This window comes from Facklamia sp. P13069 (genome assembly GCF_050409405.1).
In the GTDB taxonomy this organism is placed as follows: Bacteria; Bacillota; Bacilli; order Lactobacillales; family Aerococcaceae; genus Facklamia.
This window is the reverse complement of the sequence record NZ_JBNUPN010000008.1, coordinates 19,135-43,502: the sequence shown is the minus strand read 5'-3', so window position 1 is coordinate 43,502 and position 24,368 is coordinate 19,135. Positions and strand designations below refer to the sequence as shown.

Sequence of the window (24,368 nt, the reverse complement as noted above, 5' to 3'; positions counted from 1 at the left end):
TACTCTCTCCTTTATATACTCTTCCATTAAAACACAGGACTTAAAAATAGTCACAAATAAGCTCTTAGAGATTCTCATTTAGAATTTAAATTTACCTAATTGCGATATGATTACAAATTTTTTAGTTTTGTTTTTCGATAGGTTTCCCTTATAATTTATGCTATCATAAACAAGAATTTACGGAGTAATGCTCCATTGAGGAGGAAAACCATGCATTCATTTCAAGACAAAATAAATCGTCTTGCAGCCTTCTTATCCCTTATAACCATCCTATTAAGTCTAAGCTTAACTTTCTACTTAAACCATCTTTCTACAAAAGAAAATACCAGTCCAGAGAAAGTTACAACATCCAATCAAGCACTAATTAAAAAAAAATTACCGAGTGTAAAAAATGAAACCATTAATGAAGAAACAGCTACAGAAGAAGAAAAAATGCTGGCCCTTGAATTAAATAAATATGGTTCCAAAACAGCTTCCATTCAAGATGTTCAAGAATCGATTGCTGATATTATAAGAACAGATTATCAAGGAAATATTATGAGTGCTCAACAAGATATTGTACAAGCCATCAATGAGAACCAGATGAGTATTGAAAGAGAAGGAACCCTCTTTCTCCCTGATCAGCCTTCCTTCGCTAGTAAAAACTCTTATTTACAAATGGATGTTCCATTAATTTTACAAAAGTCACCCCTTTATTCAGACATCGATTATGGCGCTAGTCAACAAGATACTTTAGGTGACAATGGTTGTGCAATCGTATCTTTAGCCATGGTATATTCTTATCTATCCAACCGATTGGTTGAGCCAGAAGAAGTGCTTGAATGGTCCGGTCACGATTATTTTTTCGAAAATGAGGGTACCTCCTGGACTATATTTTCAGATTATGCAACCGATCACGGATTTAATTTTTATAATCATGGTAATAATTTTTACTCTGCTATGGAAGCTGTCCAAAAAGGCCAAGTGGTAATTGCATCTGTCAAACCTGGTTTCTTTACCGATGTAGGTCACATTATCGTAATTCGTGGCTATGAACCTGGCTATGTCTATGTCAATGATCCCAATGATAATCCTGAAAAAATGTATAGTTTCCAGCCCATTAATGAGCAAATTTTGCTAGATGAAGGATTAAACTACTGGTCTTTTTATAATGATTAAATTTAATTTCATAGAAATAAACCGTTAGGAGTTTTCAATCTTTATGAATAATTACAAACTCGCTTCCAAAGGTGCAGTGATTGGAATTACAGTTTATTTATTACTGACAACAATCAAGTTAACTACCGCTTCAATCTTTAAAGCAAATTCTTTACAAGCTGATGGTCTGAATAACTTATCAGACATTATTGCCTCTTCTGCTGTGTGGATTGGATTATATTTAGCAAAGAAGCCTGCTGATCATAACCATAAATTTGGACATGAAAAATACGAAATTATATCCAGTTTCATTGTCTCTTTGCTAATGTTCACAATTGGCTTTCAAGTAATTCTTTCAGGAATGAGTCAACTTTTTTCCAAAGACTATTCACAAACAAGCCAACAAGTTCTTCTTACTACACTTCTTTCAATCGTAATTCTGACTTTAACGAAGTCCTATTTAAAAAAATTAGCCACCCAATCAAATTCTGTCGGTTTAAAAGCTACTGCTAAGGATATGCAAGGTGACTTACTTATTTCAATAGCAACTCTTATCGGAAGTTTATGTGTCAGCTGGGGCTTTCCTATTATCGATACGTTTCTTTCAATTACAGTGGGCATTATTATTATACTGTCTGCCTTTGAAGTCTTTAAAGAATCGACTTTTACTTTATCAGATGGATTTGACCCTGAAACATTATTAATTTATGAAAAATGTATTCTCTCCCACCCTGATGTGATTGCTATTAATTCCATTCGCGCAAGAATGGCTACACAACAGATCTATTTAGATGTTACCATTGCTTTAGATCCGAGTATGTCCGTCTATCAATCACATTGTATTACAGAAGAAATCGAAGCTATCTTACAAGATCAATTTCAAATTAAAGATATCGACATTCATGTTGAACCCTATGAATAAATTAAAGCGGCTGGAACAAAAGGGCTTCTCAGCCGCCTCAAAATTTTCAGCGAGCCTAGATTGGAAAGTGACTTTCCAATCTAGGCTCGCTACTTTGCGTATTTACGTAGATTATTGACCACAAATATCAGCTTGACTTCGATCTTCACCTTATCTTTATCGCAAAGGGGGTGGCGAGTAAAATCTAACTTCGCTTTTTCTTTTACGTTTACAAACGCTTCTCAATCGTAACGAGGGCTTCCAGGAAGGTGTCGGCTTGATCGAAAGACATGGTTTATATTTTTAAAGAAAAAGTCCGATTAACGATTGTCTCGTTGACCGGACTTTCTTTAATTATTCAAGGCTTTTGTCCCAGCCCCTTTATTTTTTGTAAAATTATGCTCGCGTTCTTTCTATTATGACAGCATTTCCTTGTCCGCCACCTATACATAAGGTCGCTAATCCTCTTTCCACATTACGTATCTTCATTTCGTGAATCAGGGTGACAAGAATTCTCGCTCCACTACAGCCAATTGGATGCCCTAAAGCAATAGCTCCTCCATTAACATTAATGATTTCGTCCTTAATTCCTAATTCTCGATTGACTACTAAAGATTGGACTGCGAATGCTTCATTTCCTTCGATTAAATCCATATCTTCAATGGTTAAACCGACATTATTTAAAGCATTTTGAGTAGCTGGAATAGGTCCTGTTCCCATTAAAGAGGGTTCAACGCCTGCTTTACCTATTGAACGAATACTAGCCATTATTTCTAGTCCTAACTCTTTCGCTTTACGCTTAGACATTAGGAGTAAGACAGCAGCACCATCATTAATAGTTGAGGAATTGCCTGCAGTCACAGTCCCATTCTCTTTAAATACTGGTTTCAATTTTTCTAAGTCGGCAAGAGTTTGTCCCATGCGAATATTTTCATCCTCTTCAAAAACAACTTCTTGACCACGCTTCATTTGGACAATAGGAATAATTTCTTGCTTAAACCGACCAGAAGAATAAGCTTTTTCAGCTTTCTTTTGACTGCTTAACGCAAATTCATCTTGTTCTTCGCGACTGATTTGATATTTTTCAGCCAAGTTTTCAGCGGTTACTCCCATGTGATAACCTTCAAAAGCATCAGTCAAACCATCAAAAACTAAAGTATCCACTACCCTATCATTGCCTAGCTTGGAGCCCCAGCGATGATTGGAAAGAATATGAGGGGCTTGACTCATATTTTCACAACCCCCCGCCACCACAATTTCATTTTCACCTGTCATAATAGACTGGCTAGCTAACATAACAGCTTTCATTCCGGATCCGCAAACTTGATTGATAGTTGTAGCAGGTGTTTTGAAACTAATACCAGATTGAATAGCTATTTGACGAGCAACGTTTTGACCTAAACCTGCGGACAAGACATTTCCCATGAAAACTTCATCAACTAAAGAAGGATCGAGAGTGATATTATCAAGCATCCTTTTGAGTAACTGACTAGTCATTTCCACTGCCGAAACATCTTTCAAACTGCCGCCAAATCTTCCTATAGCTGTTCGATTTGCTGAAACAATCACTACTTCCTCTAAATTCATAAAATCCTCCTAAATTTCTTACTGCGAATAAAATTAGCTAAATAACCTTTGCAACCATGACTTTGACTTAATTGATTCGTTTTGTTCATCATCTTCATCCGAAGAGACTTTCATCGATTGAGCTACTTTATCTTCTATTCCCAGATGTTCAATAGTCTCTATTAAATGATTATTCTTCTTTTCTGTCAAGAGCATTAGCTGCTGTTGCTGGTCGACTAATTGCAGTAAATCATTAATTTGTTTATTTTTTTCTTTTAGTTCATTAATAAGAACATTTCTTTCTTTTTCATCCTTCAACCATTTTTCTTTCAGTTGTTCTTTGACAGTCTTTTCAATATAAGTTCTAATGGCTTGTTGCTGTTTTTTTAGATCCGTATCATCTGACATCAGATTTTTTTTTATAGTATTTGAAGAGCCTTTTTCTTTTACTTCTTCGTTTTCACTTGACTTTTCGTTTTTTGAGTCACGCTCATTTTCAAGGACAATTGAGATTTGCTTCGCCAGTTCAGGATCATAAGAAAAATCACGCTTGAGTTCTGTCAAATGATCTAGGGATTCAGTATTTTCCTCACCTGGTTTATCTTTTATACTTTCTTCATAATTCTGACTTTTTTCTTTTGTCACTTCATTTTTATTTTCGGCTTTGGCTTTGACTGTTTCTTCTATTTGAGTGTCAAATGTATCTGTCATAAAAGATTTTAATAGCTTTTGCTGTTCTTTTGTAAAAACCAATCTGTTTTCTTCATTATACACTTTCTCCTCATTAGGAATCTTTTTTGCATGATAATAGATCAATTGTCGAGTAACTTCTAATTCATCAGCAAATTCCTGGGCTGTTAAATATTCTTCCATATTATCTCCTCGTATTCTATCTTTCAAATCACTACTCTTTGTCAAATAACAAAAGAACCTTTTACTATATTATACAGTAAAAGGTTCTTTTTGATAGGATAAACTTGAAAACTTATTATACTCTTTTTTAAAAAGTAGTTTGACAGTATCTCTTGCACCTGCTCTATTTTTAGCAATAATTACTTCTACCGTATTATCTGGTAAATCGTCCTTGTGTCCTTCGTCTGCATCACCATTTTGCTGGTGATAATCCTCACGGTAAAGAAAAGCGACAATATCTGCATCTTGTTCAATTGAACCCGACTCGCGAATATCACTTAAAATAGGTCGCTTATTTTGCCTTTGTTCCAGACCACGAGAAAGTTGTGATAAGGCAATTACTGGAACCGATAATTCCTTAGATAGTTTCTTTAACTGACGCGAAATTTCTGAGACTTCTTGTTGGCGGTTTTCTCTTCCATTTCCATCAATAAGTTGTAAATAGTCAATGACGATTAAACCTAAATCAGGATTTTCTTGTTTTAAACGACGACACTTAGCCCTAATTTCTGAAACACGTATACCAGCTGAGTCATCAATATAAATAGGAGCTTCTCTTAATATATCAGTTGCTACCGTGAAACTTTTCCATTCATCATCCGTCAATTGCCCTGTTCGTAGATTCGATGCATGTATACTTCCTTCTGCACAAATCATCCGATATACCATGTCTAATGCACCCATCTCTAAGGAGAAAATTACAACTGGAACCTTAGATTTAGTTGCGACATTCTGTGCTATATTTAAGGCAAATGCTGTTTTACCAACAGAAGGTCTAGCGGCAATAATAACTAACTGATCGGGTTGAAAACCACTAGTTAATTTGTCCAGCTCATGATAACCAGTAGGAAGACCAACAACATCACGTTTTTCCTCTGCTAATTTTACGATATTATCAAAAGCCTCGGCTATCAATTGCCTCATCATTTGAGGTCTATTACTCTGAGAGCCTTCTCCTATTGATAAAATTAACTTTTCACTTTGATCGATGATCTCTTCTATTGCATGTTCTTCATCATAAGCAACTTGAGAAATTTTCGATGATGCATGAATGAGTTGTCGCAGTATAGATTTTTCTTTAACAATTCTGGCATAATTTTCAATATTAGCAGTGGTCGGAGTGAAACCTGTTAGTTCAACAATATATTCATAGCCTCCGACATTTTCTAGTTGATCCAAAGCATCTAATTGATTCTTTAACATCAAATGGTCTAAGGTATTGTCGCGATCAAAAACTCTCTCCATAGCTGCAAAAATTTGCTGATGGGCTACTTTATAAAAGTCCTGCTCTTGTAAAAGTGTTTGAACAGTTGCTAATTTCTTTGGATCTAATAAAAGACCACCTAAGACAGATCTTTCTGCTTCAATATTTTGAGGTGCTTGCATCTGATTCATTTGCGAAATATCCATCGTCTCACCTCTTTATATTTTATCTAAACTGCTTCGACTTTTACACGAATAGTTGCTATTACTTCGGTGTGCAATTTAACCGGAACATTGTGGAAACCTAAGGATGAAAGGTTATTTTCTAACTCAATTTTACGTTTATCTACTTCTATGTCGTATTGTTTCTTTAATTCTTGTGCTATTTGTTTAGAAGGGATGGTTCCAAATAAACGACCATCTTCACCTGATTTAGCTGAAATAATAACGATGGTTTCTTCTTTTTCAATTTGTACTTTTAAATCTTTTGCCTCTTGCAATGCTTCCGCTTCCAACTTTGCTTGAGCTTTCTTTTGTGCTTTGAATTCACTCATTGCTTTAGCATCAGCTACTTTTGCTAAACCATTTTTAATTAAGTAATTATTAGCATAACCATCTGAAACATTTATAATCTGACCCTTTTTACCTTGCTTACGAACATCTTCTAACAAAATGACTTTCATTTTTAGTCCTCCTTAACATTAATTACCTTAATTAATTGTTCTTCTACTTCTTGGATTGTTTGGTCTTTTATCTGTGTTGCTGCGTTAGATAAATGACCTCCACCTCCAAGCTTTTCCATAATAACTTGGACATTTATTTTACCCAAGCTTCTAGCTGAAATACCTATTTCGTTCTCATGGCGTTTATAAATAACAAATGAAGCTTCAATTTGATCAATTCCTAACAAATCATCAGCTGTTTGAGAAGCTAAGACATTGTCCACTACTATATCTTCATCCGTTACTGTTACCGCAAAGACCTTATCGATTATTTCAGTGTTCTCAATCAAGCGATTTTTAATTTTAATGCTTTCTAAACTTTCTTTTAACAGATGCTTAATTTTTATATTATCTGCACCCATAGACTTTAAATATGCCGCTGCTTCAAAAGTTCTCGACCCGGTCCTTAAAGAAAATTGATTGGTATCAATAATTATACCAGCTAGCATAACTGTTGCAAGCATTTCATCAATTGCATTTTCCTTTTCATCCATCACACTAAAGTATTCCGTGAGTAATTCGACCGCTGATGAAGCCGAAGGTTCTAAATAACTTAGCACACAATTTTTGGGGAATTCTTCTGCCTGGCGATGGTGATCAATGATAACAATATCGTAGTCAAAAAAGATAGACTCAGCTTGTGAAATCATCGCTCGGTGATGGTCTACCAAAATTAGTAAAGTTTTTTCATTTAAGTAGTTATCTAAATCTGCTTCTTCAATGAAAACTTCTTCATCAGACTTCTCGAAGTACTCATTATTAATAATCCCTTTTATATCTTGGTTGAGTTCATCTCTATCAATCAGAATTTTGGCTTGGCGATCAAAAGATTTTACAATTTGTCTGACAGCTAAGGCTGAACCAATTGAATCTAAGTCTGGTGACTGATGTCCACTAATTAAAATTCGATCATAAGTCAATACCGTACTTTTAAGCGCCTGGAAAAACATTTTACTGCGTATATCCGAACGGTTTTCTGTAAAACTAGTCTTTGCGCCATAGAACCTTGCTTTTCCTTCTATTTCACGAATAACAACTTGGTCTCCGCCACGACCTAGTGCTAAGTCTAGGTTGGATTTAACCTGCTTGGAAACTTCAATTATATTTTGTTGAGTATTTCGACTATAAGAAAAAGCGAGAGAAAGCGATATAGGAATTTTTCGACTGGTATAATACTCTTTAATAGCTTCAATGGATTCAAACTTTTCTTTTTCGAGTTCATTTAAAGAACTCTCATTCAACAAAAGTAGAAACTGATCTTCATCAGTTTGCTTTAAGTAAATTTGATAATGATCTGCCCAGCGATTAAGACGACTGATTAAATCAGATTCAAATTTTGCACTTGCTTCATCATCCATCGCATAAATGAGATCATCAAAATCATCTAATAATAAAGATCCCATTACTAAAATGGATTCACCGATTACTTTTTGAATTTCGATATCTTGTGTAATGTCATAAAGATAAAGTGCTTTATATTCATGATGATGTAAGGCTCGGTAATAACCATTAGTTAAAGACACTTCTTGCCATTGACTCATATTACTTTGTCCAAGAATTTGTGTCAATTTCCCATCCACTTTTTCAATTTTTTCACCAATAATATCCTGTTCAAAAATCTTCTTAATAGCTGGGTTAGTCCACGTTACTCTTTCTTCTTGATCATAGAGTATTACTCCTATTGGAGCATTATATAGGGCATATTCTTGCGCTAAAGAAGCATTTTCTGACATATGACTCGCCATCTTCGTTAAATCCTTAATAAAACCTTTAATATTAAAGGTAAAAAATAGAATGATGATACTAAGGAAAATTAGTAATAATACACCTATACGCCACTCTAATTTAAAGGCTACTCCAATTAAAACTATATAAATTAATAAAATAGAATAAATCTGCCAAGAAATTTGAAGCGAATGGAAGTAATCAAAAAATTCTTTTAGTTTTATTTTTTTAAACACAGTACACCTCGTAGTATTAATATCACTTATTTTATCATATTTAAGTGAAATGTTCTATCTACTAATTAATTACTTAATGTTTCACGTGAAACAAAAAAAACCACCCAAAGGGTGGTCAAATATTATTCTTGAACGGTAAATGGTAATAAAGCCATGATCCGTGCGCGTTTAATTGCATTAGTCAATGTACGTTGATGCTTTGCGCAAGTACCTGTTACACGACGAGGTAAAATTTTGCCTTTTTCTGAAATAAATCTTTTTAAAAGATCTGTATCTTTGTAATCAATATAATCGATATGATTAGCGCAGAAATGACAAACTTTTTTTCTACGTCTTCCTCCACGACGTTGTGCCATGCATTTTCCTCCTCTACATTATTCTAAAATGGTAGATCATCTTCAGAAATATCCACCTTCTGACTGTCACCAAATGGATTACTATTTTGACTGAAGTCTTGATTAAAACTAAAATCATTACTATTCGTTTGATTTGGTTGAGCTTTAAACTGATTCGTTTGATTTGGTTGTTTGTATGATTGATTACCATCGGAAACTGGACGTTGTTCAGTCACTGATTTTGGTTCTAATAAGTGAAAGTTACTTACAACAACTTCAGTAACATATACTCTCTGTCCTTGTTGATTATCATAACTTCTTGTTTGGATACGACCTTCGACTCCAATTTGAGAACCTTTACGGGTAAAGTTAGCTAAATTCTCAGCAGCTTTACGCCAAATCACACAATTAATAAAATCTGCTTCACGCTCACCTTGTTGATTGGTAAAACTGCGATTTACAGCTAGTGTAAAACTTCCAACTGGAGTTCCTGAAGAAGTATAGCGTAAATCAATTTCCTTGGTTAAACGCCCAACTAATTGTACGGTATTCATAATTTTCCTCCTACAAGTGTTTCACGTGAAACATAGTGATTATTCTTCTACTTTTGTAATCATATGGCGTAAGATATCACGGTTGATTCGTGCTAGACGATCGAACTCGTTGATCCCTTTAGCATCATCAGCGGTTAAAGTAATTAAGTGGTAAACACCTTCACGATAATCGTTGATCTCGTATGCTAAACGTTTCTTAGCCCAGTCTTTTGATTCGATAACTTCTGATCCTTGATCGACTAAGATTTGATCGAAACGAGCAATTAATTCTTTCTTTGCTTCGTCGGTCATATCTGGACGAATAATATAAAGGATTTCATATTTAGTTGGTTGACTCATGACTGCACCTCCTTTTGGTCTAATGGCTCCATAGAGCAAGGAGTTAAGCTATTAAGCTATTAACTCACATTTAATAATTTTATCACTCTATTTTTAAGAAATCAATCTAATTTTTCTATTCCTCTGAATTTTCTATTGAATTATCAGATTCCGACATATCTTCTTCTGTATTTTCTTCATTTTTTTCAATGACAACAATTTTATCAACGATAGAATCATCATCTAATCGAATAACCTTAACTCCCAAGGTATCTCTTGAAGCGGTTGAAATCGAATCGATATGAACACGAATGACGACTCCTTCATTGGTCATGATTAGTAAATCTTCATCACCATCAACAGTGACTAAACCAGCTAATTTACCACTCTTTTGAGAGATATTAGATGTTTTTACACCTTTACCGCCTCGGTTTTTAATAGCATATTGGTTAGATTCAGTTCGCTTACTGTAACCATTTTCTGTCACTACAAGAACTTGCTTATCATCATCTAAAATAGCAGCACCAATAACATAATCTCCTGAACGGAGTCTCATGCCTCTGACACCTGAGGCTGTCCGACCCATATCACGGACATCATTTTCATTAAAGCTAACGGCATAACCATTATTAGAACCAATGATAATATTTTTTTGTCCATCAGTAATTAATACATTCACTAACTGATCATTTTCTCTTAATTTAATAGCAATTAAACCATTGGTACGAATGTTATAGTATTCACTTACTAAAGTACGCTTAACGGTCCCATTTTTAGTAACAAACAAGAGATGAGTGTCTTCATCATCAGCTTCTCTACGAATATTAACTATATCTCTTACATACTCTTCTTTATCTAAGTTTAAGAGGTTAATAATAGGTAAGCCCTTCGAAGTTCTTCCATATTGAGGTATATCGTAACCCTTAGCGCGATAAACCTTACCAAAATTAGTGAAAAAGAGGAGGGTATCATGGGTGGAGGCAGAAACTAAGCTTTGAATGGAATCCTCGTCACTCACTCCCATTCCTTTAACCCCTCTACCACCTCGATTTTGAACACGGAACTCATCTTCAGTCATACGCTTAATATAGCCAGAAGTGGTTAAAGCAATCAAAATATCTTCCTCATCAATTAAATCTTCATCTTCAAGAGACTGAATTTCACCCAATTTGATTTCAGTTCTTCTTGGATCATTATATTTCTTAAGTATTTCTCTTAATTCATCATGAATAATTTCATAAATTCTTTCTTGAGAAGAAAGTATTTCAGTCAAGCGAACAATCAATTCTTGTAAATCTTTTAGCTCGGCATCGATTTTTTCTCGTTCTAATCCAGTTAAGCGAACCAATCGCATATCTAAAATAGATTGTGCTTGAATTTGCGAAAATTCAAAACGATTAATCAATTCTTGCTTAGCTGTTTCTGAATCATGGGAAGAACGAATAATAGCAATAATCTCATCAATGACATCTAAGGCTTTTTGTAGACCTTGTAAGATGTGAGCCCGATCTTCTGCTTTTCCTTTTTCAAATTTAGTCCGTCGCGTAATCACTTCAACTTGATGGGCTAAATATTTTTCAAGAATTTCTTTTAAATTTAGTATTTTAGGAACTCCGAAATCAATCGCTAGCATATTAATACCAAAGTTAGTCTGTAAAGGAGTATGTTTATATAAGTTATTTAGAATAACATGAGCAGAAGCGTCTCGACGTGCTTCAACTACAATCCGCATACCTTCACGACCAGACTCATCAGCAATATAGGAGATACCATCAATTCGCTTATCACGACCCAATTCAGCAATTCTTTCAACTAATTTAGCTTTATTTACACCATAAGGTAATTCTTTAATAATAATTCGCTCACGGTCTTGATTATTACCAAAGTATTCAATTTCAACTTTACCGCGAATTGTGATTTTTCCTTTACCTGTCCGATAAGCTTGGCGAATACCTGATTTTCCAACAATAATTCCACCAGTAGGAAAATCAGGACCCGGTAAAGCTTCCATCAATTCATCCACAGTCGCTTCTGGATTACGCATAAGAATTTGTAAAGCGTCAATGACTTCTTCTAAATTATGCGGTGGTATATTAGTTGTCATACCAACTGCAATACCAGAAACTCCATTAACTAAAAGGTTAGGGAAACGACTTGGTAATACAACCGGTTCTTTTTCTTCTTGAGAATAGTTTTCTTGGAAATCAATTGTATCTTTATTAATATCTCTTAACATTTCTAGAGTGATTTTAGCCATTCTAGCTTCAGTATACCGCATTGCAGCTGCACCATCACCATCGACTGAACCAAAGTTACCGTGCCCATCAACTAACATTTGGCGGTAGGAGAAGGGTTGCGCCATCCTTACCATGGCTTCATAGATTGCAGAGTCACCGTGAGGGTGATACTTACCCATAACATCCCCAACAATTCTGGCTGACTTCTTATGTGGTTTATCAGGTGTAACACCTAATTCATTCATACCATATAGAATACGACGATGAACAGGTTTTAATCCATCACGAACATCTGGTAGGGCTCTTGCGACAATTACTGACATAGCATAGTCCAAAAATGAATTACGCATTTCATCAGGTAAATTGATTTCTTCAAAAGATTGTTTGCTAACATCAAAATGATCTTCCGTCATGACTAACTCCTTTCAAGGGTAATTCTATACATCCAAGTTACGTACATAGACTGCATTTGTTTCAATAAAGACACGACGGGGTTCTACTTCTTCTCCCATCAACATAGACATCACTGCATCCGCTTCTACTGCATCATCAACAGTTACTCGCTGCATCCGACGATTTTCAGGATTCATCGTTGTTTCCCAAAGTTGATCTTCATTCATTTCTCCAAGACCCTTATACCTTTGTAATGAATACTTAGTATTTGGATTTTCTTTTTCCCATTGGAGTAATTGCTCATGTGTATCTAAATAAATCTCTTTTTTACCAACTTTTAATTTATAGAGTGGCGGAAGTGCAATATAAACATAGCCTGCATCAATCAAAGGACGCATATAGCGGAAAATAAGCGTTAATAATAACGTACGAATATGCGCACCATCGACATCTGCATCGGTCATAATGATTAGTTTATGATAACGGGCTTTGCTCACATCAAATTCTGCTCCAAAACCAGTGCCCATGGCAGTAAATAGCGAGCGAATTTCAATGTTACTCAATATACGCTCCATTGAGGCCTTTTCAACATTTAAGATTTTCCCTCTAATTGGTAAAATAGCCTGATACATTCTTGAACGGCCTTGTTTAGCCGAACCACCTGCTGAATCTCCCTCGACAATAAATAGTTCGCATTTTTCTGCGTCTTTAGAAGAACAATCCGCTAATTTACCAGGTAAGTTTGCGATTTCTAAACCGGATTTACGACGGGTCATCTCCCTAGCTCGCTTGGCAGCCATTCGTGCTTTTGAAGCTAGAATTCCTTTATCTAAAATCAAACGTGCAACTTTAGGATTTTCCAATAAAAATGTTTCAAAATGTTGAGAGAAAAGGCGATCTGTTACAGTTCGTACTTCAGAATTCCCTAATTTTGTCTTAGTTTGACCTTCAAATTGAGGATCTGGATGTTTAACCGAAATAACAGCTGTCAGACCTTCACGAGTATCCTCTCCAGATAAGTTATCATCACCATCTTTAAGTAAGTTGTTTTTACGACCATAGTCATTAATAACCCGTGTTAAAGCTGTTTTAAAACCTGATTCATGTGTTCCTCCTTCATAAGTGTGAATATTATTAGCAAAAGACAGTAAATTTAATTGGTAAGCATCTGTATATTGTAGAGCGATTTCAACAGCAATACCATCTTGTTCACCTTCAATATAGATAGGTTCATCAAAAATTAATCCCTTGTCTTCATTAAGATAAGAAACGTATGATTTAATTCCACCATCAAATAAATAACTATCATCAGCTTCGCGATCCATCCGTCGATCTTGTAAAGAAATGCGTAAACCTTTATTTAAGAAAGCTAGCTCATGGATACGCTCATTTAATATTTCATACTTAAAATCCGTTGTTTCAGTAAAGATTGACGGATCCGGTACAAAATTAACTTTAGTACCTGTTTCCGTTGCTTCTCCAACCACCTTTAACTCAGATACAATAGCTCCTCTTTCAAACTTAATTTGATGAACTTTTCCATTACGTGAAACCTCCACTGATAGTTCGCTTGATAAAGCATTCACAACAGAGGCTCCTACACCATGGAGACCACCTGAAACTTTATAACCGCCACCACCAAACTTGCCACCCGCATGCAAAACGGTGTAAACCGTTTCAACAGCAGGTCTGCCTGTTTTAGACTGAATATCGATCGGGATTCCACGACCATCATCTGTTACCGAAATAGAACCATTCGCTTCTATGACTACTTCAATTTGACTACAATAGCCAGCTAAAGCTTCATCAATAGAATTATCAACAATTTCCCAAACTAAATGATGTAATCCAGTACTCGCAGTAGATCCAATATACATTCCTGGTCGTTTACGGACAGCTTCCAATCCTTCTAATACTTGGATTTGTTCAGCATCATATTGGGGTTGAGTTACATTTTTCTTGTCGTTATTTTCTGCCATTTGTATCCTCCTATTGAACTTTACCTTTACTTATATGTCTTATTGAAGAATTTTTTAGCTCTTGAATATGAATATTTTCAATACTAGCTGTGGTTAAAATTGTTTGAACTTTCCCTTCGATTTTACTCATCAAAATAAATTGACGATGATCATCTAACTCGGACAGAACATCATCTAATAAAAGAACTGGATAATCTTGATCAATTGTATAAAATAAATCCAATTCAGCTAACTTTAAACTAAGAACAACTGTTCGTTGTTGGCCTTGTGAGGCAAATTGCTGAGCTGAATTTCCATTAATATTAAAAATTAAATCGTCTCGATGAGGTCCATATATGGTAGCTCCTTGATGGATTTCCCTTTGAATAGACAATTTGAACAATTCACTCATTTGATCTTTAATTAAATCAATCTTCTCATAATCAAGTTTAGAAGAGGAAGACTTATAGACCATTGATAAGCTATCTCTTTCATTAGAAAGTTCATAATGAATCGGGTGAGCCATTACTTCTAAATCTTTAACAAATTGCAAACGATATTTAATTACTTGGCTTCCTGCATCAATTAGCTGATCAGTTAAGATGTCTAAATAAACTGGATCATAAGTATGTTTTTCACGCGCTTGCTTTAAATAAGCATTTCTTTGTTTAAGTAAGCGATGATATTCTAATAAATTTTGTAGGTAGATGGGATGGGTTTGACCGAGTTCTGTATCTAAAAACTTTCTTCTTAGACTTGGAGACCCCTTAACTAATTGCATGTCTTCGGGAGAAAAGAGGATAACATTTAATTTACCTATAAATTGAGAAAGTCTCTTTTGATCGAGGTGATTGTATTTAGCAATCTTACCCTTATCATTTAATATGATTTCTAAAGGAAATTGAGAGTTTTTAGTGGTTATTTGGCCGACTATCTTTGCATAATCTTCTTCCCAACTAATCATTTCTTGATCATGATTGGTTCGATGACTCTTAGCCAAAGACAACAAAAAAATGGCCTCAAGGATGTTAGTTTTTCCTTGGGCATTTTCACCAGCTAAAATAGTTAGACCGTCATGAAAATCAATCGAAAGCTCTTTATAGTTCCTAAAATTGGTTAAATTTAATTCTTTTATTTTCATAAGCTATCTTATTGATCTACGACATCTACTATTAATTCATCCTGAACAAACTCCACACGGTCTCCAGGATATAATTTTTTTCCTCGTCGATTTTCTGATTCGCCATTTAAATAGACAGTAAATTCACCTAAGTACCATTTAGCCATTCCACCACTGGATATTAAATCTACTATTTTTAATAATTGGCCGAGTGTTACATGGTCACTATCTATTTTGACTTTTTTATGTTCCATTTGGCCACCTCATTAGTAATTTATTAGATTCATTATACTACTAAATAGCTTAAATCTCAAATTTTTGGCGGAAAAATGCCATTTTAAATAAATTTGACCTTCAGAGTATAAAAAGCTTATTTAAGTTAAATTAGGCTTAAATGCTAAATAATGGCAAAAAATAAGCAGGTCGTTTATTAGACCCGCTAAAAAGTTTTAATGTGTACGAACTGGTGTTAATAATTGCAGTAAATCATTGTGGGGTAATTCACTCTTTACACTTGGTGTTATAAGCATTGGACGAACTGCTGAATTAAATTGAATGGTAATTTCTATATCGCCAAAAGATCTTAAAGCTTCTTTCATATAGTCAGGGTTGAATGAAATCTGAAGCTCTTCACCATTTGAGGAAACAAATTGAATTTCTTCTGCCACATTCCCTATTTCATTTCCTTTTACAAATAACTCGATATGGTCTGTTTGAATATCTAATTGGACAATATTATTTTTTCCTTCATGTGACATTAAAGAGGCCCGTTCAATTGCTTGCAGAAAATCAGCCGCATTTAAGACGATTTCTGTTTCAGATGAATTAGGAATTAACCGATCAGTAGCAGGGTAATTACCCTCCAGTAAGCGTGAATAAATTGTTATGTTTTCGAAAGTAAAAATAATTTGTTGATTCGATATAGTCATCATTAAATCAGCATTATCAGGAACTATTCTAGCCAATTCAATCATTGTTTTTTTAGGAACAGTGATTGCTTCTAAATGATGCGAATTCTCAGTTAATTTTAAAGGAATTTCTCTTTGGCTTAAACGATGGCTATCTGTTGCCACTCCCACTAAGTAATCTTTTTCTAGCATTAAGTGAAGTCCTGTTAAAATTGGACGTGATTCTTGATTAGAAGCTGCAAAAATAGTCTGATGAATCATATTTTTAAAAGTAAGTGTTGGAAGTTGAATTTGATGATCTAGGTCAATAATAGGCAAACGAGGATACTCATTTCCATCAATACCAACAATTTGGAATTTTGCATTACCAGATTGAATAGTTGCTTTAAATTGATCATCTACACTCACTATTACCTCATCTTGTGGTAATTTTTTAATAATTTCATTTAATAAACGTGCAGGTAATACAATTTGGCCTGTTTCTTCAATTTGTAAATTAGCTAAGGGTTCATCAACTGAAATATGACTTTCGATAGATATATCAGCATCGCTACCTATTAAAGTCATTCCATTACTATCTAAAGATAATTTAATTCCATATAGAATGTTAATGGTTGTTTTAGAAGGAATAGCTCTTTGAACATTATTTATTTGTTGAGTAAAAGCAGATCGGTTAATTGTAAATTTCATAATTTTCTCCTTTATAAATAATTATTATATATCTAAGTAATAATAGTAGGGCTTGTTGATAGAGTGTATAAGTGATAAAGAGTTCTACAAACTAGGCTTTAGCATTGTTGATGACTATGTGTAAAGATGATTTTTTACAGTAGACTTATCCACATTCTTTATTCTAGCATCTGTTTGATTGTTGCAATTTCATGTTTGAGGGTAGTATTACTTTTAAGATCTTCAGAGATTTTTTCATAAGCATGGATAACCGTTGTATGGTTTTTATTACCGAAAGCTTCACCAATTTTAGGAAAAGATAGTTCTGTTAATTCACGTGTAAGATACATAGCAATTTGACGAGCAGTAACGATTTCTTTATTCCTTTTCTTTCCTTTAATTTGTTCAGTGGATATTTTATAAAATTGACTACAAGTAGAAATGATAGATTCGGCATCAATTACTTTTTCTTTTTGCTCTCCAAAAATAGAAGAGAGAGCTTCTGCGGCTAAATGACTTGTAATTTCTTTGCCCTCTATAGCTGCATAGGCAAAAACTCTCATTAAAGCTCCTTCTAATTCACGTATGTTTGTATCTACATTATTAGCGATATATGTGAGAGTTTCAGAATCAATATCCAATCGATTATTTGCAGCCTTTTTTCTAAGGATAGCGATACGAGTTTCCAAATCAGGAGGGGTAATGTCGGTTGATAATCCCCATTTGAATCGTGAAATAAGCCTTTCCTCGAGATTATCAATATTATTTGGTAAACGGTCTGAAGTTAAAATAATTTGTTTATTATTATTATAAAGTTCGTTAAAGGTATGGAAAAATTCTTCTTGTGTGGCATCTTTTTTCGATAAAAATTGAATATCATCGATCAATAAGACATCTATTTCACGATACATTTCCCTAAATTTTTTTTGAGAACCGTTTTGAATACTGGTAATAAAATCATTAACAAAAGATTCACTGGTTGCATATTTAATTTTAGTAGAAGGTTTTTTACGTAGGATATCGTTACCTATAGCTTGCATTAAATGAGTTTTTCCTAAACCTACACCACCATAAATTAAAAAGGGATTGTAAGTTTTTCCTGGACCATCACTCACTGCCAGGGCAGCTCCTGCAGCCATTTTATTATCTTCACCAATCACAAAGTTTTCAAAGGTATAAGAAGGATTTAATTTTGAGTCAGAAAAGCTTGGAAGACTGTCTGTCTCTCCTTGCTTATCAATCGATTTCGAAAGCATGGGTTCATTTTGATTGCTTTGATAAATTATAAATTGAGGTTCATATTCAATACCATATCGTTCACGACTATATTGCAATATATAGTTTACCAAATGATTTTCCCAATATTTTTTAGTCATCGGATTAGGAACTGCAATCGTAATTGATTGATTACCAATTCGAGTAGGGATTGAAGGTTCAACCCAGGATCGATAGGAAGAAGTGGACAGGATTTCTTTTAAATAATCTTGAACTCCTTGCCAAAAAAGATCTTTTTCATCCATTCATTTCACCTCGAATAAGTTAATATAGTTAAGATTATTGTATCATATTTAGAGTTTTCCACAAGTTGAGAATGTGTAAAAAACTCTATCCACATACTCACATTTAAGTTATCCACATGTGAATTAAATGTGTGGATAAAAAAGTAGTTAAGTAAACATTAAGTAGATTTGTGCAAAAGGAAAAAAATAACAATTCCTATGCCATCAACTTCCTTAAAGGTTTAAATAATGTTTTCAACAGAGTTTGTGGATAAAATAATATTTATTGACAAGCTTAGAAAATGTGGATAATTTTATCCTCTAGTTTGTTAAAAGAATTTTATTTTTTTAGGGTTTGTTTAAAAACTGTGGATAAGTTGTTGACAATTGTTAAGATTTTACATCGATTGGGATATTTAATAGAATATTAAAAAACACTTGACTTTAAAGGAGTCATTCTTATAAACTATTCTAGTATTGTTTATATTTAGCAACAAGGAGGTGTATTGCATGACTAAGAGAACATACCAACCTAAAAAACGTCAACGTAGTAAAGAACACGGTTTTCGTAAACGCATGTCAACAAAAAATGGACGTCGTGTATTAAGCAAGCGCCGCTTAAAAGGACGCAAAAAGTTAACTGCATAATTTTGAGGCTTCCAAGTGAGGCCTTTTTTTTATAAAATAAAGAGAGAGATTCCAATTATTCTTATTTTTGATATAATATTATGAGGACTCTAAAACATCGGAGTGATAGTCTAATGAAAAAAGAATATCGAGTAAAAAGTGATAAGGATTTTCAAAGAGTCTTTCATCAAGGAAACTCTACAGCAAACCGTCAACTGGTTATTTATACCTATTCAAAACCAGGTCAAAAACATTTTCGTGTCGGTTTGTCAGTAAGTAAAAAGTTAGGTAATGCAGTTTTTAGAAATCAAATAAAACGCTATTTAAGACAAGCCTTGCATGAGGTGGAAGATATGGTTATTCCTGAAGTTGATTTTCTATTGATTGCTCGTAAGGATATTTGTGATAAGGATTTAAAGCAAATAAAGAAATCGATTATTCACGTTATGAAGAAAGCTAAAATTATCCAACCATTATTTAAACTAGAAAAATCTGGAGGTCGTAATGAGCAATAAAAAAGTAAATAAAATTTTAAAACTTTCACTGCTATTAGCTATTGTAGTGGTATTATCTGCTTGTGCAAATATTAATGAACCGATTACTAACGATTCATCAAATCTTTTGGATCAATTTGTTCTCTATCCCTTCTCTCAATTTATTGTTTGGCTAAGTGGTTTAATGGGTCATAATTTTGGTTTAGGTATTATTAGTTTAACCCTTTTAATTCGTCTTTTGCTAACCCCTTTGACATTAATGCAGATGAAATCTCAAAATAAAATAATGGAGTTACAACCGGAAATTGAAGCCATTAAAGCTAAGTACCCTCATAAAGATCGTCACTCAATGGAATTACTTCAAGCTGAGCAACAAGAATTGTTTGATGAAAAAGGAGTTAATCAATTCGCAGGTTGCTTACCAACTTTAATTCAATTACCAATTTTGATGGCCTTGTATCAAGTGATTTCGCGAACAGAGCTTATAAGACAAGGACAGTTTCTTTGGGTTGATTTAGGACAACCAGACCCTTACTTTATTTTCCCTCTTTTAGCGGCTCTATTCACATTTTTATCTACTTACCTAAGTAGTAAAGCAAATCCTCAACAAAATGTTTCAATGAAAATTATGATGATAACTATGCCAATTATGATTTTCTCTATATCTTTTGCTTTACCTAGTGCAGTTTCACTTTATTGGTTTATATCGAATTTAATTACTGTAATTATTATTTTAATTTTTAACAATCCATATAAAATGATTAAAGAACGCCAAGAACGCATTGCTCATGAAAAAGAAAAAGAGCGTCAATTGCGTAAGGCCTTGAAAAAAGTTAAAAGTCGTAAATAAATTAAAAGGAGTGATGATATGTTAGATCATAATATGACTGTTAGGGCTGAAAATGTCGAATTAGCTATTGAAAAAGGGTTAAAACAATTGCGAATTAGTCGAGAAGAAGCCGATATCCGTATTATAAGTGAAGGAAAAAAAGGTTTCTTTGGCTTCGGTAAGCAAGAAGCAGTAGTTCATATTGAAGCTAAGACTGATCTATCATTAAAAGAATTAACCAATCAATTAGAAAAAAAAGTTGGAATGGAACATAAGGATAAAACAGGTCAAAAACATAAAGAAACAGTAAATAAAACTAAAGATTATATCCGTCAAAATAATCAAAAACATAGTGAGCCTGTTAAAGAAGAGGTTCACGATCAAAGAAAAACTGACAATGTTGTTTTAGAAAAAGAATCTTCCATTGAAAAACAAGCAGAAGATAAAAAATCTGAAACAGTCGAGCAAAAAGTGAGTGAAAAAGTTTCAAATGAAAACCAAACGTCTGAAACAGAAGTTGCACAAAGTGAATCTACAATAGAAGAAGAGTATCAAGCGGCTTGCCATTACCTCGAAGAAGTTATTCGTTTATATGGTGCAGAATCGCACATTGAATACGAATTAAGAGGTAATCAGTTAGTTTTTAATATTGAAACGGACAAATCAGGTTTAGTCATTGGTAAACATGGAAAAATTATCAATTCCTTACAGACTTTAGTTCAGGTTTTATTGCATAGACGTGATCGTAAACGAATCTCAGTTTTATTAAATGTTGGGGATTACCGTGACCGTCGTTTAAATGTACTTGAACAAATGGCAGAAAGAACTGCTGAGCAAGTTTTAACTACCAAACAAACAGTCATCCTAGATCCGTTACCTGCTTATGAACGCAAACAAATTCATGCTTATCTTGGACAATATGAGCATATTGCAACCCACTCTGAAGGTAAAGATCCTAATCGATATTTAGTGGTAGATTACGTCCCATAATATTAATTACGTCCCTAAGCTCTGCTTAGGGATTTTTTCTCTCAAACCTTTTTTATAAATGTTTAGTCATAATTGAAAATTATCATGAATAAATCAATGGTCTTATTTTTAAAACGAAGCACTAGTAAAATTATATTAGAAGGTTATAAAAATTATGATATAATATAGCTTGTTTTAGGAGGTGACGGATTTGAGTCTGTCTGGCAGAAAGATATTTTGGCTTTTGTTAATTGTTATTACTTTATCAGCTTGTAAACAAGAACCTATGATTAAATTGAGTAAAGAAAACCAAATGAAGATAGAGAAGAAACAAGCAGAAAATAAAGAAACACAGCTAGATCAAATAAATAATAAGAAAGCCAATACATCCGACCAAGTAGTTATTGATCCTAACTCGTGGATTAAAGAAGGAGAAGATGTAAACTATAATTTAGAAAATTTTCTTCCTTATAATGCTAATCAAGTAAAAATCCTTTCCAATGGTAAAACTAGCTATGTTGAATATATGGATCAAACAAGCCAACAGATGCAAGTGAGAGAGACGCTAGCTGATGAAAAAACCATTGAACTCTATCGTTGGAATACTGAAGTGATTGAACTATACGGAAAATTTGAAAAAGAGCGTCGATTTACTAATTATTTAAAAAACTCAATAGAAGCTAATCAATTAGAAAAAGGTCTAATCATTTTACAATCTCCTTTAAAAGTAGGAACTGAATGGTTATATGACGGTAACATTCCTTCAAAAATCGTCGGCTTATATAAAGAAGTGAATATCGGTGATCAAATCTATCAAGAAGTGATTGAAGTTGTGACTCAATTTGAAGAGGGCGAAAGACATCAGCTATTTGCTGCTAATAAAGGGATTATTGCTCAATGGCAAGAAAATAAAGAGGAATATTATCTTGCAGAATCGATTACAGATAATGTAATGTTAGTAAGCAAAATGGATTGGTACATGCCTCAATCTTCAACAGAAGAACCTTTTATTCAAAAAGAGACAGTTGACTTTGCCTGGCAAACAAACGATACCCTAGCAACAGCTTTTCAGCGCTTTTATTACGATAACCAATGGATTACTCCCGAAATACAAGTGGTTGATATTTATGAGTCCAATGGAATTGCCCATCTCAATTTTTCAAGCGGTGTTGTTGCTAGTTTAAACCGATATCCAGCAGGTGAAAAAGCGGTAGCAATTGCCATGATGGTGAATATTGCTGACTATTACTCTGTTAATCAAGTGAGTTTAGAAGTGTTTGGAAATGGTATGCTACTCAATGCCATATCTTATCCTCCTAATGGAATTCATCAAATAGATCCCAAATGGGTCAAGCAAGAAGATAGTAGTAATACGCAAACGCCTTTGAGTAGTGAAGAATTAACCTTAGAATAAGTGAAGATCACCATTCTTAATTAGAGGAATGGTGTTTTTATTAAGGCAAATGTTTTGGAGAGCTTATGTTAAAAAAAAGCTAGACACTCTCTTTTAAATATAATTTATCTAAACAGTTTCACACCTATCTTGCAAGAAGAATAACGATTTGATACAATTACTACGATAAATAGACAGGCAGTCAAAGTGCTTTCGAATGACCTAAAAAACTTAGGTATCTTTCGTTGAGCACTTTTTTTATGATTAAAGGGGGTATTAAGTATGTATATTTTAGACACAATTGCAGCTATCTCAACCGCAATTGGCGAGGGGGCTATTGGAATAGTACGTATGAGTGGTCCGGATGCTTTGCCAATAATAAAAAAAATATTTAAAGGCAAAGACTTGAGTCAGGTTGAAAGTCATACCATCCATTATGGTCATATAGTAGATAAGGATCAAAAAGTCTTAGATGAAGTAATGGTCACTATCTTAAAAGGACCAAAAACCTATACACGTGAAGACATAGTAGAAATTAATTGTCATGGTGGTATCGTAGCTATGCAGCGAATCCTGGAAAGTTGTTTATTAGAAGGTGCGCGCATGGCTGAACCAGGTGAATTTACAAAGCGCGCCTTTCTAAATGGTCGCATTGATTTGTCACAAGCAGAAGCTTTGATGGATTTAATTCAAGCTAAAACAGGTAAAGCTATGGACGCTTCTCTAAACCAATTAAAAGGAACCCTATCTCAGCAAATTAGACAATTGCGCCAAGAAATGCTTGAAAGTTTAGCTCAAATTGAAGTAACGATTGATTATCCGGAATATGATGATGTTGAAGAGATGTCTAGTCAAACTCTTATAGAAACAGCACAATATGTAAAAAATAAAATAAATCAAATTTTGAAAAAAGCTCAAAATAGCCGTCTTTTCCGTGAAGGAATACGAACAGCTATTATAGGTAAACCAAATGTTGGTAAGTCGAGTTTACTAAATTACTTAACTGGATTTGACAAAGCAATCGTGACTGATATCGCTGGAACAACTCGAGATACTATTGAAGAATACATCAATGTCAAAGGAGTCCCCCTACATTTAATCGATACAGCAGGCATTCGCCAAACTGATGAATTGGTAGAGCAAATTGGTGTGGCTAAAAGTCGTAAAATTATGGAAGAATCTGATTTAGTTATTTTGATTTTAAATCAATCTGAAGCTTTGACAGAAATTGACAAAGAACTTTTATCTTTGACAAAGGATCAAAAGCGAATCATTTTATTAAATAAAACCGATTTGCCGAGTCAAATTGATTTTACAAAGTTGACAAATGTAGTAAATAAAGAGGAAATCATCCCAATTTCAATCTTAAAAGATCAAGGATTAAATCTACTAGAAGAAAGAATTGAAAATTTGTTTTATACGGGAAATTTAGAGTCGAATGATATTAATTATTTACTTAATTCACGTCATACTAATTTACTAAAGCAAGCAATTCAAGCGCTTGACGAAGTTGTGAATGCTTGTCAAGCAGACGTACCTGTTGATTTGGTACAAATAGATTTTACTAGAGCCTGGGATCTTTTGGGCGAAATAACAGGTGATAGCGTACAAGATGAATTATTAGATAAGTTATTTAGTCAATTCTGTTTAGGAAAGTAGGAAA

At 33.9% G+C, this 24,368-nt stretch carries 22 protein-coding genes; 8 read left to right on the top strand and 14 right to left on the bottom strand.

All coding sequences use genetic code 11. From position 1 onward, the window contains the following. Nucleotides 1-210: 210 nt before the first annotated feature. A complete protein-coding gene (locus ACQV2T_RS03640; RefSeq protein ID WP_428876222.1) occupies nt 211-1,158 on the top strand; it encodes a C39 family peptidase in 948 nt (315 codons plus the stop codon). 43 nt (nt 1,159-1,201) lie between these two features. Next, a complete protein-coding gene (locus tag ACQV2T_RS03635) occupies nt 1,202-2,059 on the top strand; it encodes a cation diffusion facilitator family transporter (RefSeq protein ID WP_428873056.1) in 858 nt (285 codons plus the stop codon). A gap of 375 nt (nt 2,060-2,434) precedes the next feature. Here ACQV2T_RS03635 and ACQV2T_RS03630 read toward each other — a convergent pair whose 3' ends face one another. The 14 genes from ACQV2T_RS03630 to dnaA all read right to left on the bottom strand — a co-directional run bounded on the left by ACQV2T_RS03630 (nt 2,435) and on the right by dnaA (nt 18,414). Continuing rightward, entirely contained in the window at nt 2,435-3,625 is a 1,191-nt protein-coding gene (locus tag ACQV2T_RS03630) for an acetyl-CoA C-acetyltransferase (protein WP_428875071.1), read from the bottom strand. Nucleotides 3,626-3,658: 33 nt separating this feature from the next. Next, on the bottom strand, nt 3,659-4,477 hold the full coding sequence (locus ACQV2T_RS03625; protein WP_428873054.1) for a hypothetical protein: 819 nt from the start codon (nt 4,475-4,477) through the stop codon (nt 3,659-3,661). Between the two features lie 69 nt (nt 4,478-4,546). Further along, the gene (gene dnaB, locus ACQV2T_RS03620; RefSeq protein WP_428876220.1) at nt 4,547-5,926 is read right to left on the bottom strand and encodes a replicative DNA helicase; all 1,380 of its coding nucleotides are present in this window, start codon (nt 5,924-5,926) and stop codon (nt 4,547-4,549) included. 23 nt (nt 5,927-5,949) lie between these two features. Continuing rightward, entirely contained in the window at nt 5,950-6,402 is a 453-nt protein-coding gene (gene rplI / locus ACQV2T_RS03615; RefSeq protein ID WP_428873052.1) for a 50S ribosomal protein L9, read from the bottom strand. Nucleotides 6,403-6,404: 2 nt separating this feature from the next. Beyond that, on the bottom strand, nt 6,405-8,402 hold the full coding sequence (locus tag ACQV2T_RS03610; RefSeq protein ID WP_428873051.1) for a DHH family phosphoesterase: 1,998 nt from the start codon (nt 8,400-8,402) through the stop codon (nt 6,405-6,407). A gap of 122 nt (nt 8,403-8,524) precedes the next feature. Further along, a complete protein-coding gene (rpsR, locus tag ACQV2T_RS03605) occupies nt 8,525-8,758 on the bottom strand; it encodes a 30S ribosomal protein S18 (RefSeq protein ID WP_428873050.1) in 234 nt (77 codons plus the stop codon). A gap of 23 nt (nt 8,759-8,781) precedes the next feature. Next, nucleotides 8,782-9,294, bottom strand: a complete 513-nt coding sequence (gene ssb, locus ACQV2T_RS03600; protein WP_428873160.1) for a single-stranded DNA-binding protein — start codon at nt 9,292-9,294, stop codon at nt 8,782-8,784. Nucleotides 9,295-9,330: 36 nt separating this feature from the next. Then, the gene (rpsF, locus tag ACQV2T_RS03595; protein WP_428873049.1) at nt 9,331-9,630 is read right to left on the bottom strand and encodes a 30S ribosomal protein S6; all 300 of its coding nucleotides are present in this window, start codon (nt 9,628-9,630) and stop codon (nt 9,331-9,333) included. 115 nt (nt 9,631-9,745) lie between these two features. Beyond that, a complete protein-coding gene (gene gyrA, locus ACQV2T_RS03590; protein ID WP_428876492.1) occupies nt 9,746-12,259 on the bottom strand; it encodes a DNA gyrase subunit A in 2,514 nt (837 codons plus the stop codon). A 24-nt stretch (nt 12,260-12,283) separates the two neighbouring features. After that, the gene (gyrB, locus tag ACQV2T_RS03585; protein ID WP_428873047.1) at nt 12,284-14,218 is read right to left on the bottom strand and encodes a DNA topoisomerase (ATP-hydrolyzing) subunit B; all 1,935 of its coding nucleotides are present in this window, start codon (nt 14,216-14,218) and stop codon (nt 12,284-12,286) included. A 10-nt stretch (nt 14,219-14,228) separates the two neighbouring features. Continuing rightward, nucleotides 14,229-15,338, bottom strand: coding sequence for a DNA replication/repair protein RecF (gene recF, locus ACQV2T_RS03580; protein WP_428893239.1), 1,110 nt, complete (start codon nt 15,336-15,338; stop codon nt 14,229-14,231). Between the two features lie 8 nt (nt 15,339-15,346). Next, a complete protein-coding gene (yaaA, locus tag ACQV2T_RS03575) occupies nt 15,347-15,571 on the bottom strand; it encodes a S4 domain-containing protein YaaA (RefSeq protein ID WP_428873045.1) in 225 nt (74 codons plus the stop codon). Nucleotides 15,572-15,766: 195 nt separating this feature from the next. Continuing rightward, nucleotides 15,767-16,915: a DNA polymerase III subunit beta gene (dnaN, locus tag ACQV2T_RS03570; RefSeq protein WP_428873044.1), complete on the bottom strand. Its 1,149-nt coding sequence runs from the start codon at nt 16,913-16,915 to the stop codon at nt 15,767-15,769. Nucleotides 16,916-17,073: 158 nt separating this feature from the next. Continuing rightward, on the bottom strand, nt 17,074-18,414 hold the full coding sequence (gene dnaA / locus ACQV2T_RS03565) for a chromosomal replication initiator protein DnaA (RefSeq protein WP_428893238.1): 1,341 nt from the start codon (nt 18,412-18,414) through the stop codon (nt 17,074-17,076). A gap of 489 nt (nt 18,415-18,903) precedes the next feature. On the opposite strand from dnaA, the gene rpmH reads away from it, so the two are divergent. The 6 genes from rpmH (at nt 18,904) to mnmE (ending at nt 24,364) form a co-directional block, all read left to right on the top strand. After that, nucleotides 18,904-19,041 (top strand): 50S ribosomal protein L34, encoded by a 138-nt coding sequence (gene rpmH, locus ACQV2T_RS03560; RefSeq protein ID WP_258436956.1) that lies wholly within the window; start codon nt 18,904-18,906, stop codon nt 19,039-19,041. Between the two features lie 113 nt (nt 19,042-19,154). After that, nucleotides 19,155-19,535, top strand: a complete 381-nt coding sequence (rnpA, locus tag ACQV2T_RS03555) for a ribonuclease P protein component (protein ID WP_428873042.1) — start codon at nt 19,155-19,157, stop codon at nt 19,533-19,535. Then, a complete protein-coding gene (gene yidC / locus ACQV2T_RS03550; protein WP_428875077.1) occupies nt 19,525-20,364 on the top strand; it encodes a membrane protein insertase YidC in 840 nt (279 codons plus the stop codon). The genes rnpA and yidC overlap by 11 nt, the downstream gene beginning before the upstream one ends. A gap of 18 nt (nt 20,365-20,382) precedes the next feature. Then, entirely contained in the window at nt 20,383-21,333 is a 951-nt protein-coding gene (jag, locus tag ACQV2T_RS03545; protein WP_428893237.1) for an RNA-binding cell elongation regulator Jag/EloR, read from the top strand. Between the two features lie 190 nt (nt 21,334-21,523). Then, on the top strand, nt 21,524-22,726 hold the full coding sequence (locus tag ACQV2T_RS03540; protein ID WP_428873039.1) for a hypothetical protein: 1,203 nt from the start codon (nt 21,524-21,526) through the stop codon (nt 22,724-22,726). 261 nt (nt 22,727-22,987) lie between these two features. After that, entirely contained in the window at nt 22,988-24,364 is a 1,377-nt protein-coding gene (gene mnmE / locus ACQV2T_RS03535) for a tRNA uridine-5-carboxymethylaminomethyl(34) synthesis GTPase MnmE (protein WP_428873038.1), read from the top strand. Nucleotides 24,365-24,368: the final 4 nt, after the last annotated feature.